Consider the following 16,823-nt stretch of genomic DNA (forward strand, 5'->3'; position numbering starts at 1 on the left):
AGTAGAGCCTTCAAATATTTAGAGTCTGCCGCAGGGGAAGATTCTCAAGGGAACGCCACTGCTGGCCGATAACCCGGACAGTCAGGGGCCATTTTGCCTTTGCGGCTGGTTCGGGAGCCTCATCGCTATGAAGAGGTGCTTGATAGCCTAGTGCCACCCGTTATCATCTGCGCGCCAAAACAAGGGCTGCGAAGTTGAGTCCGTCCGTGTATTTGCCTTTGGGTTCTTCTTAAATTGCCTGGAAATCTTCGATGCTGTCGTATCACCAAAAGCGTTTTCTGATCGTCGATGATTTCTCGGACTTCCGCAGTTCGGTCAGGTCGATGCTGCGCGAGCTGGGCGTCAAGGAAGTGGACACTGCCGATACCGGCGAGCAGGCGCTGAAAATGTGCTCGCAGAAGCAATACGACTTCATCCTGCAGGACTTTCATCTGGGCGACGGCAAGAAGAACGGCCAGCAGGTGCTCGAAGACCTGATGGAAGAAAAGCTGATCAGCCATGAAGCGGTGTTCGTCATGGTCACCGCCGAAACCAGCCAGGCCATGGTACTCAGTGCGCTGGAGCACGAGCCCGATGCCTACCTGACCAAGCCGTTCAACCGTTCCAGCCTGGCCCAGCGCCTGGAGCGCCTGGAGCAGCGCAAGACCCTGCTCAAGCCGATCCTGCAGGCCCTCGACCGGGGCAAGCCGATGGAGGTGCTCAATGCCTGCATCGCCCTGTGCAAGCAAGACATCCGCTATTCGCCACTGTGCCTGCGCTATCGCGCGGACGCCCTGCGCGACCTCAATCAGAACGAAGCGCTGGAGCGCCTGTACGACGGCATCATCGCCGACCGCCCATTGCCATGGGCGTTTGCCGGTTTGGGCAAGTTGCTGTTCAAACGCGGTCAGGTCGCGCAGGCCAAAGGCATTTACGAAAAAGCCCTGAAAGTCTTCCCGATGATGCCGTCGCTGTATGACGGCATGGCGGACGTGCTGATCGCCGAAGGCGATACCAAGGGTGCACAGCGTGTTCTGGAGGAAGCGATTCGCCTGTCGCCGCTGGCGGTTCGCCGCCAGGCGTTGCTGGGCAAGCTGGCGATGACCAACGAGGATTTCGACACGGCGGCCAAGGCCTATCGCCAGGCTGTGAGCCAGGGTGCGCAGTCGCGGTTCAAGGATGCCGAGAGCAACCTCGGCCTGGCCCACGCCTTGATCAGCAAGGGCAGCGAAAGAGGCCTGGACACGCGGACCCGCCTGGAAATCAATACCACATTAAGCGCCGTGGCCAAGGAAAACCCTTCCGATCCGGGCCTGCAAATCCGCGCACGCCTGATGAAGGCCACCAGTCTGTTGCTCAACGATGCCGAGACGGCAGACAAGCTCACCGAGCAAGCCTTGTTGCGCCTGGATGGCATGGAGCAATTCATGAGCGCCGAAGCGGCGTTGCTGGTGGCCAAACAGCTGAAAATGCTCGGGCAGACCGAGGCCGGCACCGCGATGCTGAAAAACTGCGTGGAAATCTACGGCGACGATCCTGTGGTCATGAAGGACATCGCCAAGCAGACCGACGACCCGAGCATCCTCAACTCCGGCACCGCCGCCGCTGAACTCAACCGTCAGGGCGTGCGTGTGTACAAGACTGGCAATCTGGTGGAGGCGCGAGCGGTGTTCCGCAAAGCCCTGGCGATGCAGCCGAAGAACATCAGTATCGCCCTGAACCTGGCACAGTCGTTGTTGCACGGCACCGATACCGGCGTTCCTTCAGCGGAGCTGGAAGAATGCCGGACCTGCCTGAAAATGGTCGGCCTGATGCCCGACTCCGACGCGCGTTATCCGCGTTACCAGAAGCTGAAAAGCAAGGCGTTTGGCCAATGAACGACAACCGACAGGTACTGGATTTCTCCACGGTGATCGCCTCTACCGTGCACGATATGAAGAACTCGCTGGCCATGCTGATGCAGGCCCACAGCCAGTGGCTGGTGCGATTGCCGCAGGCGGCGCAACGGACGCCGGAGCAGGGCGTGATCGACTTCGAGTTTGCCCACCTCAACGGCATGCTGGTGCAGTTGTTGGGGCTGTACAAACTGGGCGTCAACCAGATGCCGTTGCAGCCGGCGTACCATGAACTGGACGACTTCATCGAAGCGCAACTGGCTTGCCATCAGGAAGTGTTCGCCAGCCGCGGCATCATGGCCACCTATGAAGTGGACCCGCTGAGCCCGCTGGGTTTCTTCGATCGTGAGTTGATCGCGTCGGTATTGGCCAACTGCATCAACAATGCCATCCGCTTTGCACGGCATGCCGTTTTGATCAGCGTCAGCGACGAAGCCGGGCAACTGGTGTTGACCATCAATGACGATGGCCAGGGGTATCCGGCGCAGATGATCGAGCACCAGGCCGATTACGTGCAGGGCATCAATCAAAGTACCGGCAGCACCGGGCTGGGCCTGTACTTCGCCGGACGAATTGCCGCGTTGCATCAGCGCAACGGCGTCGGCGGACGCACCGAAATCGGCAATGGTGGTCCGTTGGGCGGTGGGGTGTTCCGTCTTTACCTGCCCTGACTGTTTGTCGTAGGAGCTGCCGAAGGCTCGGTCCGCGCTCGGACGATCTTTTAATTTCCAGGATCAAAAGATCGCAGCCTCCGGCAGCTCCTACGAGGTTTTGCGTCTTTATTGATGAGGGCTGCTTGAAATTCCGAACACGCGGAGCCTATTTTGTACGGTCGCCGTTCGCGGCCCGTACAATAACAAGGATTGCGTCATGACCACCGTTGGCCTGAGCTCACTCGCGCAGCGATTGACGGGCATTGATGAAGTTGAGTGTGTCACGCCGGATTTGAATGGCGTTCCACGGGGCAAAGTGATGACCTGCGAGGGGTTTCTCGACGGTCGACGTTTGCAGATGGCGCGGGGCGTGCTGTTGCAATGCATCATGGGCGGATACCCGCCGGCGCGTTTTTACGGCAGCGATGATGGCGACCTGGCGCTGATCCCGGACCCGGCACAAATCCACCGCTTGCCCTGGAGCCACCCACCGCGGGGCTTCGCTATTTGCGACGCGAATGAACTGGGCACTACCACCAGCTCCAGCCTGTCGACCCGTGGTCAGCTCAAGGCCGTGATTGCCCGTTACGCGGCCCGCGGCCTGGCGCCTGTGGTGGCGACCGAACTTGAGTTCTTCGTTTTTGCGCCTAACACCGACCCGACTCAGTCGTTCCAGCCACCGCTGGGGCTGGATGGTCGTCGCGAGGATGGTCAGTCGGCGTTCAGCGTCAGCTCCAACAATGGGCTGCGACCCTTCTTCAATGAAGTCTACGAATGCATGGCTGCGTTGGGGCTGCCCCGCGATACGTTCATGCACGAAATGGGCGTCAGCCAGTTCGAGATCAATCTGCTGCATGGCGATCCATTGCTGCTGGCCGACCAGACGTTGCTGTTCAAGCACTTGCTCAAAGAGGTTGCCCTCAAGCATGGCCTGAGCGTGGTGTGCATGGCCAAGCCGCTGGCGCATACGCCGGGCAGTTCGATGCATATTCACCAGAGTGTCGTCGAGATCGATTCGGGGAAAAACGTGTTCAGTGACAAGGCGGGGCAGGAGACGACAACCTTCCGTCACTTCATTGCCGGACAGCAAGTGTGCATGGCCGACTTCACTGCGTTGTTTGCGCCGAACGTGAACTCCTATCAGCGCTTGTGCCATCCTTATGCCTCACCGAATAATGCCTGCTGGTCCTATGACAACCGGGCCGCCGGCTTGCGCATACCGGCCAGTTTGCCGGTGGCCCGTCGGGTCGAGAACCGCTTGCCGGGCGCTGATGCCAATCCGTATCTGGCGATTGCCGCAAGCCTGGCGGCGGGGTTGCATGGCATCGAGAACGCGTTAGAGCCGAGCGCGCCGATCCAGGGTGAGTTCGAAGTGCCGGACAATCTTTCGTTGCCCTGTACCTTGCATGCGGCACTGGAGCGTCTGAAACGTAGCCAGTTGGCCAAGGAACTGTTCGGCGTGGAATTCATCGAAGGCTACATCGCTTCGAAGACTCTGGAGCTGAGCAGTTTCCATAATGAAATTACTCCCTGGGAACGGCGTGTTTTAGCAGCCCAGGCCTGACGATCCGTCGACATCCGGCTATCGTTTAGCGACAGCCGATTCTCACTGCAAGGAGCCGCTCGGAACGCCGATGCGCCAAATCTGGAAATCCTTTCGAGCACTGTATTTCGCCTCGCTGATGATGTTGATCGGCTCGGGCCTGTTGAGTACTTACCTGGGCCTGCGCCTGGCGGCCGACCATGTCGACAGCCTGTGGGTCGGTGCGTTGATGGCCGCCAACTACTTCGGCCTGGTGCTGGGGGGCAAGATCGGTCACCGGTTGATTGCCCGGGTCGGGCATATCCGGGCCTACTCGGCCTGTGCCGGAATCGTCGGCGCGGCGGTGTTGGGCCATGGCCTGATCGACTGGCTGCCGGCCTGGCTGTTCCTGCGGGTGATCGTCGGCCTCGGCATGATGTGCCAGTACATGGTGATCGAGAGCTGGCTGAACGAGCAGGCCGAAGCCAAACAACGCGGGTTGGTGTTCAGCGGTTACATGATCGCCTCCTACCTGGGCCTGGTGATGGGGCAACTGATTCTGGTCATGCACCCGGCGTTGGGTCTGGAGTTGCTGATGCTGGTCGCCCTGTGTTTCGCCCTGTGCCTGGTGCCTGTGGCCCTGACCCGGCGGATCCACCCGGCACCGCTGCACCCGGCACCGATGGAACCACGGTTCTTTATCAAGCGTGTGCCGCAGTCATTGAGTACGGTGCTGGGGGCAGGGCTGATCGTCGGTTCGTTCTACGGTCTGGCGCCGCTGTATGCCTCGCAGCAAGGTTTGTCCACGGAGCTGGTCGGTCTGTTCATGGGTAGCTGTATTTTTGCCGGGTTGCTGGTGCAGTGGCCGTTGGGCTGGTTGTCCGACCGCTACGATCGGGCCGTGTTGATCCGCAGTTTCGCCTTCAGCCTGGCCCTGGCTGCACTGCCGCTGGCGATCATGCCGCAGGTGCCGCTGGAGGTTCTGTTTATCGCCGGTTTTGTCTGTTCGCTGGTGCAGTTCTGCCTGTATCCGTTGGCGGTGGCGTTTTCCAATGACCACGTCGAAGGCGATCGCCGGGTGTCCCTGACCGCAATGTTGCTGGTGACCTACGGCGTTGGCGCGAGTATCGGGCCGCTGGTGGCAGGCGTGCTGATGAAGCTGTTCGGCAGCCAGATGCTCTATGCCTTCTTCAGTTTCTTTGCGTTGGTGCTGGTATGGCGGATTCGCCCGAAAGCAGTGACCAACCTGCATCAGGTCGACGACGCACCGCTGCATCACGTGGCCATGCCGGACAATATGACGAGTTCGCCACTGGTGGCCTGCCTCGACCCGCGGGTCGATGAGCAGGTGGTGCAGGAGCAGATGCAAAATCCGGTGAGTACCGGGACAGAGCCTGAATCTGAACCTGTCAGCGAAACTGAAACCGATCAACCACCGGAAGACCCTGATACAGGACGGGACCCCAATTTCAGCGAGGCCAGGCCTTAAATCCATGGCACAAAAAAACGGGCAGTCACCGCAAGGGGCTGCCCGTTTTTTGTTGACGCTCTATCAGAGATCGTCTTTGTCGAAGCGACGCGCTTCGCGTTGCAACTGGTAGACGAAGCGTTCGACCTGACGCTGCACCAGCCCGCTCATGTTATGGAAGCGAACGCCGGCGAAGGTGGTGGAGATCTTTTCTTCGAAGTGCAGATAACGCAACTCGACCGGTGCGGTCATCTTGCCGAATGGCAGGTCGGCGCTGAAGCGGTCGTAGACCTGACCCAGTTGCAGGCTGCCGGTGATGTCACCGTCGAAACGCAGTTTGCAGCCGGTAGCGGAAATATCCAGCAGTTTGCCGCTGGTGGAGGCCTTGAGCTTTTCGCCGTCGAGGTTGACGTTGACCAGTTGTGCCAGCTTCAGTGCCGCACGGAACGCATTACGGCGCTGGTGGTACACCACTTCATCGGGCAGGGCGCCGCGATAGCAGCGGCTGCCAGCGGATTCGTCGATGTTCAATCGGCCGTTGCTTTCCCAGGCAATGCGTACGCCTTCGTGGAAGCCTTCGACCCTGAACGGCTCGCCCGCCAGCAGGTAGCGCTCGCCATCACGGGGAATCATTTCGTCCAGGGCAATCATATTGCTGTCACGGTCCAGGTCCACCAGGTAGCTCTGGAAGCGCTGGCTGCGCTCGTGGAACGTGATGATCAGCGGGTCATGGCTTTCGAGCAGCTGGCGCAGGTTGCTGGAGATTTCCAAGGGCGTGGAGAGCACCTTGGGTGGCTGCGGAGCATCATCCACGGATAAGGCATTGGACACGGTTAATCAATCTCCAGACAAAATTTGACTACGGCAGGATAGCAGTTTGCCAGTATGTTGCGCGTCTTGATAGAGCGGGGGGCATTGACCGGCTCATGCCTGACTGAGCGGGCGCGGCTTGGCAAGTTTGGAGAATGTTCCGCTGGCATCGTAAAGCGCCGGGGTTTCACCGCCGTTGAGGATTTTCAGCTGGGTGGCTGTAGCGGCCTGCTGGGTGAGGATCGACTGGCCGTTGTTGGTGTTGATGGCCTGGCATTGGGCCAGGAGATCGGTCAGCACGTCACTTTGCGCCAGCAACTGCTCGCCAATGCTCGACTGGCTGGCCAGTTGCTCAAGACCGCCTCGGTTGGTCGGCAGGTTGAGGCTGGCGAGAATTTCACTGCGCTTGCGGCCATGCTGTTCGAGCAAGACGACCAATGCCTGTTTCTGCGCCAGGATGTTCTCGAGCAATGGCATGTCGCGGCCATGCAATGCGAGGGATTCGGTCTGCAGTAAATCCAGCAGGTGTTGCGCTGGAGCAAAGTCGTCGGTGATCAGTTGCAGTAAATGAGTGTCGTGCATGGCTGGCCTTGGGTTTTAAGCGTCCAAAAGCCTGGCGCTGGCGATGGCCTAGCGCTGGGCTTCGAAGTTGAGCAGTTTGCTGGCTACACGGTTGCTGTCGACTTTATAGCTGCCATCGGCAATCGCTGCTTTCAACTCGGCCACGCGGGCGTTGTCGACGGCGGGTTGATCGCGCAGCTTGTCAGTGACTTTTTGCAACTGTTGAGCCTCATCGCTGAGATGTACCGATTCCCCGCTTCTGACGGTACCGGCCTGTTCGGCCGCGGACTCCAGCGGCGCGGACTTGCCGGTTTCGGCGTTTTCCTTGCTGGCGCTGGTACGTGTACTGCCCGTAAGGGACGAGGAGCTGTTCAAACGGCTGAAATCGATGACCATGATAAAAAACCTCTGGGAATTTGGACGCTTGCCATGTTTTCGGCCATTCCCTGGAAAACTTTAGGCCCATTTATCAATGAACCTCGCGCGCGCCAGCGCTTGCCCTGCATGGAGCACAGTCTAGGGAACAGCCGGGGCAAGCGCCACATTCCGATGAGCAGGGAGCCTTACATGGACACTTCCACCTGCCCCGGCGCCATGACCTGCGCCTTGATGACTCGCTGGGAATTGAGGTTTTTCACCCGAATCTGTTCGCTCAGGCTGCCGTTTGACAGGGCTTCGCCCGGCATGCGCACGCTGAGCGTACCGCTGCGGGCGGTAATCACCACCTGATCACCCTTGCGGATGACCTCGGCCTGTTCGATATGCACCAGGGTCATCACCTGGTCGGCGACCATTGGTCGGGTCAGTCGCTGCCCGATCGCCTGGTCTGGAGAGGTCAGGTAGCCCTGGCTGATGAGGCTGATATCGCGTTCGCGCAGGACCACATCCAAAGGTTCGACAATGTTGGCGCGGCGCAGTGGCCGGGCGCTGGTCACGACTTCGCGAAACAGGCGGACTTGAGCGGGCACGAACACGGTCCAGGGGGAGGCACCCTCGCAGCGGACCTTGACCGTGACCCGTCCCAGCGGCTTGGGACTTTCAAGGGTTGCTGTCAATTCCTTGTCGCACATGGGCATGTGCATGCGCGGATCGAGCGGGTTGACCTGGATCTCGTAGCGACCTTCCGTTTGGCTGGTCGCCAGATAGTCTTCTACGGTGAATTCAAGAAAGCCCTGGGTGACGCCGATAAGCATGTCAGGCAAGGTGACCGCGTCAGCAAGGGCAGGACTGCCAGCGTTGAACAGGCAAACGGCCGCCAGCACGCCAGGCAATTTGCGGCAGAGTGTGGTCAGGCGTCGGAAAAATGTCGGTTCTGTGTTCATAACGATTAAAAAAGCAAGCGCCGTGCCGTTTAGTGATGAAGGCGCGTCGCAACAACACTTGGCGTTGGTGTAGGAGTCTGGGCATGGCGGGTGTAATGGATTCGGTAAACCAGCGCACGCAACTGGTGGGGCAGAATCGCCTTGAGCTGTTGTTGTTCCGTCTCGACGGCCAGCAGCTGTACGGGATCAACGTGTTCAAGGTTCGGGAGGTGCTGCAATGCCCCAAACTGACGCTGATGCCCAAGTCCAGTCCTGTCGTGTGCGGCGTGGCGAACATCCGGGGGGCGACCATTCCGATCCTTGATCTGGCGATGGCGACCGGCTCCGGTGCGTTGAAGGACAAGCACAATCCCTTCGTGATCATCACGGAGTACAACACCAAGACCCAGGGTTTCCTGGTTCGCTCGGTGGAACGCATCGTCAACATGAACTGGGAGGAGATCCATCCGCCGCCCAAGGGCACCGGGCGCGATCACTACCTGACGGCGGTGACGCGGGTCGACAATCAGTTGGTCGAAATCATCGACGTCGAGAAAGTGCTGGCAGAAGTGGCGCCGACGCCGGAAGCGATTTCCGTGGGTGTGGTGGATGTCGAAACCCGGCACAAGGCGCTTTCATTGCGCGTGCTGACGGTCGATGACTCGTCGGTGGCGCGCAAGCAGGTCACGCGTTGCCTGCAAACGGTCGGCGTCGAAGTGGTGGCGTTGAACGACGGTCGGCAAGCGCTGGACTATCTGCGCAAACTGGTCGACGAGGGCAAGAAGCCGGAAGAAGAGTTCCTGATGATGATCTCCGACATCGAGATGCCGGAGATGGACGGGTACACCCTGACGGCGGAAATCCGCAACGACCCGCGCATGCAAAAGCTTCATATCATCCTGCATACTTCGTTGTCGGGGGTATTCAATCAGGCGATGGTCAAGAAGGTCGGTGCCGATGACTTCCTGGCCAAATTCCGTCCCGATGACCTGGCATCCCGGGTAGTCGACCGGATCAAGGCAGCAGATATCAGCCAGGGGCCTGCGCCCCTGGCAGTCAACACGATTTAAGAGGCGGCATCATTGTCTACGGGTAATTTGGATTTCGAACAGTTCCGGGTATTCCTGGAAAAAGCCTGTGGCATTTTGCTCGGTGAAAACAAGCAGTACCTGGTCTCCAGCCGTCTCAACAAACTGATGGAACAGCAAGGCATCAAGTCTTTGGGTGAGCTGGTTCAGCGCATGCAGACGCAACCGCGCAGCGGTTTGCGCGAGCAGGTGGTGGATGCCATGACCACCAACGAAACCCTGTGGTTTCGAGACACCTACCCGTTTGAAGTCCTGAAGAACAAGGTACTGCCCGAAGCGATCAAGGCCAGTCCCGGCCAGCGCCTGCGCATCTGGTCGGCGGCGTGCTCGTCGGGCCAGGAACCCTATTCGCTGTCGATGTCCATCGACGAGTTCGAGCGGGTCAACATGGGCCAGTTGAGGATGGGCGTGCAGATCGTTGCCACCGACCTGTCCGGCACCATGCTGAACAACTGCAAGACCGGCGAGTACGACAGCCTGGCCATCGGCCGCGGTCTGTCGCCTGAGCGTCTGCAGCGTTATTTCGACCCGAAAGGGCCGGGACGCTGGGCGATCAAGGCGCCGATCAAGAGCCGGGTGGAATTCCGTTCCTTCAACCTGCTGGACAGCTACGCGAGCCTCGGCAAGTTCGACATTGTGTTCTGCCGCAACGTGTTGATCTACTTCTCCGCCGAGGTGAAGAAGGACATCCTGCTGCGCATCCACAGCACGTTGAAGCGGGGCGGTTACCTGTTCCTCGGCGCTTCCGAAGCGCTGAACGGGTTGCCGGATCATTACCAGATGGTCCAGTGCAGCCCGGGGATCATTTACCAGGCGAAGTGATGCAAAGCGCCAGGCATAAAAAACGGGAGCCCTTCGGGGCTCCTTTTTTATGCCAGGCACTTTTGCATCACGGTAGGAGCTGCCGAAGGCTGCGATCTTTTGATTTTGGATTTGAAGATCAAGATCAAAAGATCGCAGCCTTCGGCAGCTCCTACAGAGGGGGACGTGTTGCGTAGGACAAGCGGCAGAAAAGCGGCATGCGGCGGAAAACCGTTGCCGCTTTTCTGGCATTGCCGCGTTGCCATGGCCGGCAAAGCCCCGGTTTCCGGGCTTTTTTGAATTGGCATGGGGCTTGCTAAGTTGATCCTACGAAAAATCAGGTCACCCGAAGGTTTCCCGACATGAGCATCAGCTTCGATAAAGCGCTCGGTATCCACGAACAAGCCCTGGGCTTCCGCGCCCAGCGTGCCGAAGTCCTGGCCAACAACATCGCCAACGCCGATACCCCGAACTACAAGGCTCGGGACCTGGACTTCTCGAAAGTGCTCGCCGAGCAGAACGAGAAAACCAAAAGCGGCACCTTCGCCTTGAACATGACCAACAGCCGTCACATCGAAGCTGAAGGCCTGGGCAATGGCGACGAGTCGTTGCTGTATCGCACGCCGATGCAACCGTCGATCGACCAGAACACCGTGGACGCCCAGCTGGAACAGTCGAACTACGCGGAAAACGCGATCGGCTTCCAGGCCAGCTTCACCCTGCTCAACAGCAAATTCAAAGGGCTGGTATCAGCCCTGCGCGGAGAGTAAGCCATGTCTCTATCCAGTGTTTTCAACATTGCCGGTAGCGGCATGAGTGCCCAGACCACGCGTTTGAACACCGTCGCTTCGAACATCGCCAACGCCGAGACGGTTTCGTCGAGCATCGACCAGACCTACCGCGCGCGTCACCCGGTATTCGCCACCATGTTCCAGGGCGGCCAGAGCGGCGGCAGCGACTCGCTGTTCCAGAGCCAGGATGCCGCCGGTCAAGGCGTGCAGGTGCTGGGTGTGGTCGAAGACCAGAGCAACCTCGAGGCGCGCTACGAGCCGAACCATCCGGCGGCCGATGCCAAGGGCTACGTCTACTACCCGAACGTCAACGTGGTGGAAGAAATGGCCGACATGATTTCCGCGAGCCGGTCGTTCCAGACCAACGCCGAAATGATGAACACCGCCAAAACCATGATGCAGAAGGTCCTGACCCTCGGTCAGTGATAAGGGACGACTCAGATGAGTGTTACCGATTCCACCAGCGGTTTGAGCCTCAACGACATCCTGGCCAATTCCTCGATCAAGACCAACACCACGACTGACGGCCTCGCGTCGGCAACCGGCAACGCCACGGGCAACCAAGCCCTGGGCAAGGATGCGTTCCTGCAGTTGCTGGTGACCCAGCTGAAAAACCAGAACCCGCTGGAACCTCAGGACAACGGCGCGTTCGTGGCCCAGTTGGCGCAGTTCAGCAGCCTGGAAGGCATCACCACGCTCAACAACACCGTGAGCGGCCTGGCCAGCAACTACAACTCGTCCCAGGCCTTGCAGGCATCGTCGCTGGTGGGCCGTTCGGTCATCGCGCCGGGCGACAAGGCTGTGGTCGATACCACCAAGAGCCTCAGTGGCACGGTGGTGGTTCCGTCTTCGGTGGCGTCCGCCACCCTGAAGATCACCGACGCCGACGGCAAGACCGTGCGCACCATCGACCTCGGTTCGCAGAAGGCCGGCAACGCCAGCTTCATCTGGGACGGTAAGAACAATGCGGGTGAGACGGTACCTGCGGGCACTTACACCTTCGGCGCAACGAGTACGATCGATGGCCAGTCCGTCGCGTTGATCACCAACCTGCCCGCGACCGTCAACAGCGTGACCATCAGCCAGACCGGCGGTGAGTTGATGCTCAACCTGGCCGGACTGGGCAGCGTCGCCCTGTCCAAAGTACAAACCATTGGTATGTAGAGCCGACTAACACGGCACAAAGGAGTGGATGATGTCTTTCAATATCGGCCTTAGCGGTCTCTATGCAGCCAATAAACAACTGGACGTGACCGGCAACAACATCGCCAACGTCGCGACCACCGGTTTCAAATCGTCACGTGCAGAATTCGAAGACGTGTACTCGGCGACCCGCCTGGGCACCGGCAGCAAGACTGTCGGCAACGGCGTGCGCTTGTCCAACGTTTCCCAGCAGTTCGGCCAGGGTGACATAAGCAACACCGGTAACGTGCTCGACATGGGTATCCAGGGCAATGGTTTCTTCGTCCTGAGCAACAACGGTTCGCTGACCTACAGCCGTGCCGGGACGTTCAAGACCGACAAGGAAGGCTACGTCACCAACAGCGACGGTACGGCCCGCCTGCAAGGTTACGGTGTGGACTCCAACGGCAAGATCGTCAATGGCGTGCTGACCGACCTGCGGATCGACACCTCCAACCTGGCACCGAAATCCACCAGCACCGTGTCGTCGACGATCAACCTGAACTCCACCTCGGCGGTGATCGACCAGACGGTTGCGGCGAACAAGTTCGACCCGTCCAAGACCGAGACCTTTACCAAATCGTTCAGCACCCCGATTTTCGATACCCAGGGTAACCAGCACACCATGGATCAATACATGGTCAAGACTGGGGCGAATACGTGGGACACCTACACGCTGATCGATGGTCGCAACCCGGATGGCAGTGATCCTACCGTTACCGCTCCGGTTGCTTCGACCATGTCGTTCGATTCCACCGGCAAACTGACTTCGGTCAGCACGCCGGTAACGCCGCCAACCACGCCACCGACTTCGGTGATCAGCAGTGACCTGAAAATCACCAACTGGACCCCGGGCAGTGTCACCAATGGCGTCTGGACAGCCAACGGCGCCGCAGCCGATCCGGCCGGATTGACCATCGCCATGGCCAACACTACCCAGTTCAACGCCGACACCGCGCGTTCGATTCCGGCACAGAACGGTTACGCCACTGGCCAGATCACCAACCTGACCATCGACGGCAGCGGTGTGCTGCTGGCCAACTTCAGCAACAACCAGACCAAGCCGATCGGCCAGATCTCCCTGGCCAGCTTCACCAACGAACAAGGCCTGCAGCCGGTAGGCGGCACCAGCTGGAAAGAAACCTACGCGTCGGGCATCCCGGGCTACGATGCGCCGGAGACCGGCACCCTGGGTTCAGTCGTTTCCAACTCCCTGGAGGAGTCCAACGTCAACCTGACCAACGAGCTGGTCGACCTGATCAAGGCGCAGAGCAACTACCAGGCTAACGCCAAGACCATCTCCACCCAGAGCACCATCATGCAGACCATCATTCAGATGACTTGATGTTGGATTGTGCTGTGCAAGGAGCCCCTTATCAGAGGGGCTTTTTTGTGCCTGGCGAAAACCTGTAGGAGCAGCCGGTCGACGCTCGATTGCTCGCGATGGTCGTCAACGATAACGCGTGTTGTCTGGATACACGCGGCGCCCTCAAGACCATCGCGAGCAAGCTCGCTCCTACAGACAGGCAAAAGAAAACCCCCGACCCGCCAGAGGCTGATCGGGGGTTTCGAGTAAGCGCCTTGCGACGCTTACCGGCTCAGCTTATTGGCAAGCTTCGCAATCCGGCTCGTCGATGGCGCAAGCCTTTGGTACTGGAGCAGGACCGGCAGGCGCTGCCAGGACCGAGTCGTCACCGTGGTTGCCGCCGCTGGAAACAGCGTTCAGCTTGCCGGTGTTGATGGTCGACTTCTCGGTGCTGGTCGCGGCCAGGGCACGGAGGTAGTAAGTGGTTTTCAGACCACGGTACCAGGCCATGCGGTAGGTCACGTCGAGCTTCTTGCCTGAAGCGCCAGCGATGTACAGGTTCAGCGACTGAGCCTGGTCGATCCACTTCTGACGACGGCTGGCCGCGTCGACGATCCACTTGGTGTCCACTTCGAACGCGGTTGCGTAGAGCTCTTTGAGTTCTTGCGGAATGCGCTCGATCTGCTGCACCGAACCGTCGTAGTACTTCAGGTCGTTGATCATGACCGAATCCCACAGACCGCGAGCCTTCAGGTCGCGAACCAGATACGGGTTGATCACGGTGAATTCGCCCGACAGGTTCGATTTCACATAGAGGTTCTGGTAGGTCGGTTCGATCGACTGCGAAACGCCAGTGATGTTGGCGATGGTCGCGGTCGGTGCGATGGCCATGATGTTCGAGTTACGAATGCCTTTCTGTACACGGGCGCGAACCGGTGCCCAGTCCAGGGATTCGTTCAGGTCGACATCGATGTACTTCTGGCCACGGGACTCGATCAGGATCTGTTGCGAATCCAGCGGCAGGATGCCTTTGGACCACAGCGAACCCTGGAACGTCTCGTATGAACCGCGCTCGTCGGCCAGGTCGCAGGACGCCTGGATCGCGTAGTAGCTGACCGCTTCCATCGACTTGTCGGCGAACTCGACGGCAGCGTCGGAACCGTAAGGGATGTGCTGCAGGTACAGCGCATCCTGGAAGCCCATGATGCCCAAACCGACCGGACGGTGCTTGAAGTTGGAGTTCTTCGCTTGCGGCACCGAGTAGTAGTTGATGTCGATCACGTTATCGAGCATGCGCACGGCGGTGTTCACGGTGCGTTGCAGCTTGGTGGTGTCCAGCTTGCCGCCCACGATGTGGTTCGGCAGGTTGATCGAGCCCAGGTTGCAAACGGCGATCTCGTCCTTGTTGGTGTTCAAGGTGATCTCGGTGCACAGGTTCGAGCTGTGGACCACGCCGACGTGCTGCTGCGGGCTGCGCAGGTTGCACGGGTCTTTGAAGGTCAGCCATGGGTGGCCGGTTTCGAACAGCATGGACAGCATCTTGCGCCACAGGTCTTTGGCCTGGATGGTCTTGAACAGCTTGACCTTGCCCGGGTACTCGGTCAGGGCTTCGTAGTACTCGTAGCGCTCTTCGAAGGCCTTGCCGGTCAGGTCGTGCAGGTCCGGTACTTCGGACGGCGAGAACAGGGTCCACTTGCCGTCATCGAAGACGCGCTTCATGAACAGGTCCGGGATCCAGTTGGCGGTGTTCATGTCGTGGGTACGACGACGGTCATCACCGGTGTTCTTGCGCAGCTCGATGAACTCTTCGATGTCCATGTGCCAGGTTTCCAGGTAGGCACACACAGCGCCCTTGCGCTTGCCACCCTGGTTAACGGCGACGGCGGTGTCGTTCACTACTTTCAGGAACGGCACGACGCCCTGGGATTTGCCGTTGGTGCCCTTGATGTACGAACCCAGCGCACGCACCGGCGTCCAGTCGTTGCCCAGGCCGCCAGCGAATTTCGACAGCATGGCGTTGTCGTGGATCGCGTGGTAGATGCCCGACAGGTCATCCGGCACGGTGGTCAGGTAGCAGCTCGACAGCTGTGGACGCAGGGTACCGGCGTTGAACAGGGTCGGAGTCGAAGCCATGTAGTCGAAGGACGACAGCAGGTTGTAGAACTCGATCGCGCGGTCTTCTTTGTGCTTCTCTTCGATTGCCAGGCCCATGGCCACGCGCATGAAGAAGATCTGCGGCAGTTCGAAACGCACGCCATCCTTGTGGATGAAGTAACGGTCGTACAGGGTCTGCAGGCCCAGGTAGGTGAATTGCTGGTCGCGCTCGTGGTTGATCGCCTTGCCCAGTTTTTCCAGGTCGAAGGTGGCCAGCACAGGGTTCAGCAGTTCGAACTCGATACCTTTGGCGATGTAGGCCGGCAGCGCCTTGGCGTACAGGTCGACCATTTCGTGGTGGGTGGCGCTCTCGGCCACACCGAGGAAGCCCAGGCCTTCGCCGCGCAAGGTGTCCATCAGCAGGCGCGCGGTCACGAACGAGTAGTTCGGCTCGCGTTCAACCAGGGTACGGGCAGTCATCACCAGGGCGGTGTTGACGTCGTTCAGGGCCACGCCGTCGTACAGGTTCTTCAGGGTTTCGCGCTGGATCAGGTCGCCGTCGACTTCTTCCAGGCCTTCGCACGCTTCGGTGACGATGGTGTTCAGGCGGCCCATGTCCAGCGGCGCCAGGCTGCCGTCGGCACGGGTGATGCGGATCGACGGGTGAGCGTTGACCGCTTCCTCGGCCGGTGCGTGGGCAGCGCGTTCTTTCGAGCGACCGTCACGGTAGATCACGTAGTCGCGAGCGACTTTCTGCTCGCCGGCACGCATCAGGGCCAGTTCGACCTGGTCCTGGATTTCTTCGATGTGGATAGTGCCGCCCGATGGCATGCGACGCTTGAAGGTCGCGGTGACCTGTTCGGTCAGGCGGGCAACGGTGTCGTGGATTCGCGACGAGGCAGCAGCGGTGCCGCCTTCAACTGCGAGGAACGCTTTGGTGATGGCGACGGTGATCTTGTCATCGGTGTAGGGAACGACAGTGCCGTTACGCTTGATCACGCGCAGTTGGCCAGGCGCGGTGGCGGACAGATCCGAATTCGAATCAGCGGCCTGCGGCAAGGTGCCCTGCGGGTTCTCGCGAGTTGTGTCGGTTTGCATGGGGGAGTGTCTCCACATTCTCTATGTTTGTTTGGGCACCATCACGGTGCCCACCGTTCCGTCCTGAAGCACTACAACCGGCGAGCGCCGGGCATAACGACTTCGGGACAGTAGGAAGGGGGCTTTATCGAGCGCCGCTTCCATGCCGAAGTCTTTGGTCTCACGCCTTGGGCCTGAAACCTTGGTCCATTGCAGGTGACAGTTGGGACTGCAACACCCGTACCGTTTTCACCACTCGGGGCCGAAATACAGTAGCCATCCGCATGCGCGGTTT

The 16,823-nt window shown here is 59.6% G+C and carries 15 protein-coding genes; 10 read left to right on the plus strand and 5 right to left on the minus strand.

The window, feature by feature from the left end; genetic code table 11:
- Positions 1-251 precede the first annotated feature (251 nt).
- The 4 genes from KW849_RS02375 (at position 252) to KW849_RS02390 (ending at position 5,538) form a co-directional block, all read left to right on the plus strand.
- Positions 252-1,856, plus strand: coding sequence for a tetratricopeptide repeat-containing response regulator (locus tag KW849_RS02375; RefSeq protein ID WP_108215251.1), 1,605 nt, complete (start codon positions 252-254; stop codon positions 1,854-1,856).
- On the plus strand, positions 1,853-2,545 hold the full coding sequence (locus tag KW849_RS02380; protein WP_218427297.1) for a sensor histidine kinase KdpD: 693 nt from the start codon (positions 1,853-1,855) through the stop codon (positions 2,543-2,545). Before KW849_RS02375 ends, KW849_RS02380 begins: the two co-directional genes overlap by 4 nt.
- Before the next feature lie 301 nt (positions 2,546-2,846).
- Positions 2,847-4,091 carry a glutamine synthetase family protein gene (locus KW849_RS02385; protein ID WP_218427879.1) on the plus strand — a complete coding sequence of 415 codons (1,245 nt, stop codon included), beginning with the start codon at positions 2,847-2,849 and terminating at the stop codon, positions 4,089-4,091.
- 70 nt (positions 4,092-4,161) lie between these two features.
- Positions 4,162-5,538: an MFS transporter gene (locus KW849_RS02390; protein ID WP_218427299.1), complete on the plus strand. Its 1,377-nt coding sequence runs from the start codon at positions 4,162-4,164 to the stop codon at positions 5,536-5,538.
- 63 nt (positions 5,539-5,601) lie between these two features.
- Here the strand turns inward: KW849_RS02390 and KW849_RS02395 are convergent, their stop codons facing one another.
- The 4 genes from KW849_RS02395 to flgA all read right to left on the minus strand — a co-directional run bounded on the left by KW849_RS02395 (position 5,602) and on the right by flgA (position 8,210).
- The gene (locus KW849_RS02395; RefSeq protein ID WP_218427301.1) at positions 5,602-6,348 is read right to left on the minus strand and encodes a flagellar brake protein; all 747 of its coding nucleotides are present in this window, start codon (positions 6,346-6,348) and stop codon (positions 5,602-5,604) included.
- Between the two features lie 93 nt (positions 6,349-6,441).
- Positions 6,442-6,909 (minus strand): flagella synthesis protein FlgN, encoded by a 468-nt coding sequence (locus tag KW849_RS02400; protein WP_218427303.1) that lies wholly within the window; start codon positions 6,907-6,909, stop codon positions 6,442-6,444.
- A 48-nt stretch (positions 6,910-6,957) separates the two neighbouring features.
- Complete coding sequence (flgM, locus tag KW849_RS02405) at positions 6,958-7,284, minus strand: flagellar biosynthesis anti-sigma factor FlgM (RefSeq protein WP_218427306.1); 327 nt, start codon at positions 7,282-7,284, stop codon at positions 6,958-6,960.
- A 167-nt stretch (positions 7,285-7,451) separates the two neighbouring features.
- Complete coding sequence (flgA, locus tag KW849_RS02410) at positions 7,452-8,210, minus strand: flagellar basal body P-ring formation chaperone FlgA (protein ID WP_218427308.1); 759 nt, start codon at positions 8,208-8,210, stop codon at positions 7,452-7,454.
- Positions 8,211-8,293: 83 nt separating this feature from the next.
- Between flgA and KW849_RS02415 the strand changes: the two genes are divergently transcribed.
- The 6 genes from KW849_RS02415 to flgE all read left to right on the plus strand — a co-directional run bounded on the left by KW849_RS02415 (position 8,294) and on the right by flgE (position 13,396).
- Positions 8,294-9,259, plus strand: coding sequence for a chemotaxis protein CheV (locus tag KW849_RS02415; RefSeq protein ID WP_218427310.1), 966 nt, complete (start codon positions 8,294-8,296; stop codon positions 9,257-9,259).
- A 12-nt stretch (positions 9,260-9,271) separates the two neighbouring features.
- Positions 9,272-10,099 (plus strand): protein-glutamate O-methyltransferase CheR, encoded by an 828-nt coding sequence (gene cheR / locus KW849_RS02420; RefSeq protein ID WP_108215260.1) that lies wholly within the window; start codon positions 9,272-9,274, stop codon positions 10,097-10,099.
- Between the two features lie 341 nt (positions 10,100-10,440).
- Entirely contained in the window at positions 10,441-10,848 is a 408-nt protein-coding gene (gene flgB, locus KW849_RS02425) for a flagellar basal body rod protein FlgB (RefSeq protein ID WP_008051530.1), read from the plus strand.
- 3 nt (positions 10,849-10,851) lie between these two features.
- Positions 10,852-11,295, plus strand: a complete 444-nt coding sequence (gene flgC / locus KW849_RS02430; protein ID WP_007980123.1) for a flagellar basal body rod protein FlgC — start codon at positions 10,852-10,854, stop codon at positions 11,293-11,295.
- A 15-nt stretch (positions 11,296-11,310) separates the two neighbouring features.
- Entirely contained in the window at positions 11,311-12,033 is a 723-nt protein-coding gene (gene flgD, locus KW849_RS02435) for a flagellar hook assembly protein FlgD (RefSeq protein ID WP_218427312.1), read from the plus strand.
- Positions 12,034-12,064: 31 nt separating this feature from the next.
- The gene (gene flgE / locus KW849_RS02440; RefSeq protein ID WP_218427314.1) at positions 12,065-13,396 is read left to right on the plus strand and encodes a flagellar hook protein FlgE; all 1,332 of its coding nucleotides are present in this window, start codon (positions 12,065-12,067) and stop codon (positions 13,394-13,396) included.
- Positions 13,397-13,654: 258 nt separating this feature from the next.
- On the opposite strand, the gene KW849_RS02445 is transcribed toward flgE, so the two are convergent.
- Positions 13,655-16,549, minus strand: a complete 2,895-nt coding sequence (locus KW849_RS02445) for a ribonucleoside-diphosphate reductase subunit alpha (RefSeq protein WP_218427316.1) — start codon at positions 16,547-16,549, stop codon at positions 13,655-13,657.
- Positions 16,550-16,823: the final 274 nt, after the last annotated feature.

This window comes from Pseudomonas sp. PDM26 (assembly GCF_019219185.1).
Lineage (GTDB): Bacteria > Pseudomonadota > Gammaproteobacteria > Pseudomonadales > Pseudomonadaceae > Aquipseudomonas.

Coding starts and splice junctions, on each gene's coding strand:
- KW849_RS02375 (WP_108215251.1), top strand. CDS start 252: ATGCTGTCGTATCACCAAAAGCGTTTTCTGATCGTCGATGATTTCTCG.
- KW849_RS02380 (WP_218427297.1), top strand. CDS start 1,853: ATGAACGACAACCGACAGGTACTGGATTTCTCCACGGTGATCGCCTCT.
- KW849_RS02385 (WP_218427879.1), top strand. CDS start 2,847: ATGACCTGCGAGGGGTTTCTCGACGGTCGACGTTTGCAGATGGCGCGG.
- KW849_RS02390 (WP_218427299.1), top strand. CDS start 4,162: ATGCGCCAAATCTGGAAATCCTTTCGAGCACTGTATTTCGCCTCGCTG.
- KW849_RS02400 (WP_218427303.1), bottom strand. CDS start 6,909: ATGCACGACACTCATTTACTGCAACTGATCACCGACGACTTTGCTCCA.
- flgM (WP_218427306.1), bottom strand. CDS start 7,284: ATGGTCATCGATTTCAGCCGTTTGAACAGCTCCTCGTCCCTTACGGGC.
- flgA (WP_218427308.1), bottom strand. CDS start 8,210: ATGAACACAGAACCGACATTTTTCCGACGCCTGACCACACTCTGCCGC.
- KW849_RS02415 (WP_218427310.1), top strand. CDS start 8,294: ATGGCGGGTGTAATGGATTCGGTAAACCAGCGCACGCAACTGGTGGGG.
- flgB (WP_008051530.1), top strand. CDS start 10,441: ATGAGCATCAGCTTCGATAAAGCGCTCGGTATCCACGAACAAGCCCTG.
- flgC (WP_007980123.1), top strand. CDS start 10,852: ATGTCTCTATCCAGTGTTTTCAACATTGCCGGTAGCGGCATGAGTGCC.
- flgD (WP_218427312.1), top strand. CDS start 11,311: ATGAGTGTTACCGATTCCACCAGCGGTTTGAGCCTCAACGACATCCTG.
- flgE (WP_218427314.1), top strand. CDS start 12,065: ATGTCTTTCAATATCGGCCTTAGCGGTCTCTATGCAGCCAATAAACAA.
- KW849_RS02445 (WP_218427316.1), bottom strand. CDS start 16,549: ATGCAAACCGACACAACTCGCGAGAACCCGCAGGGCACCTTGCCGCAG.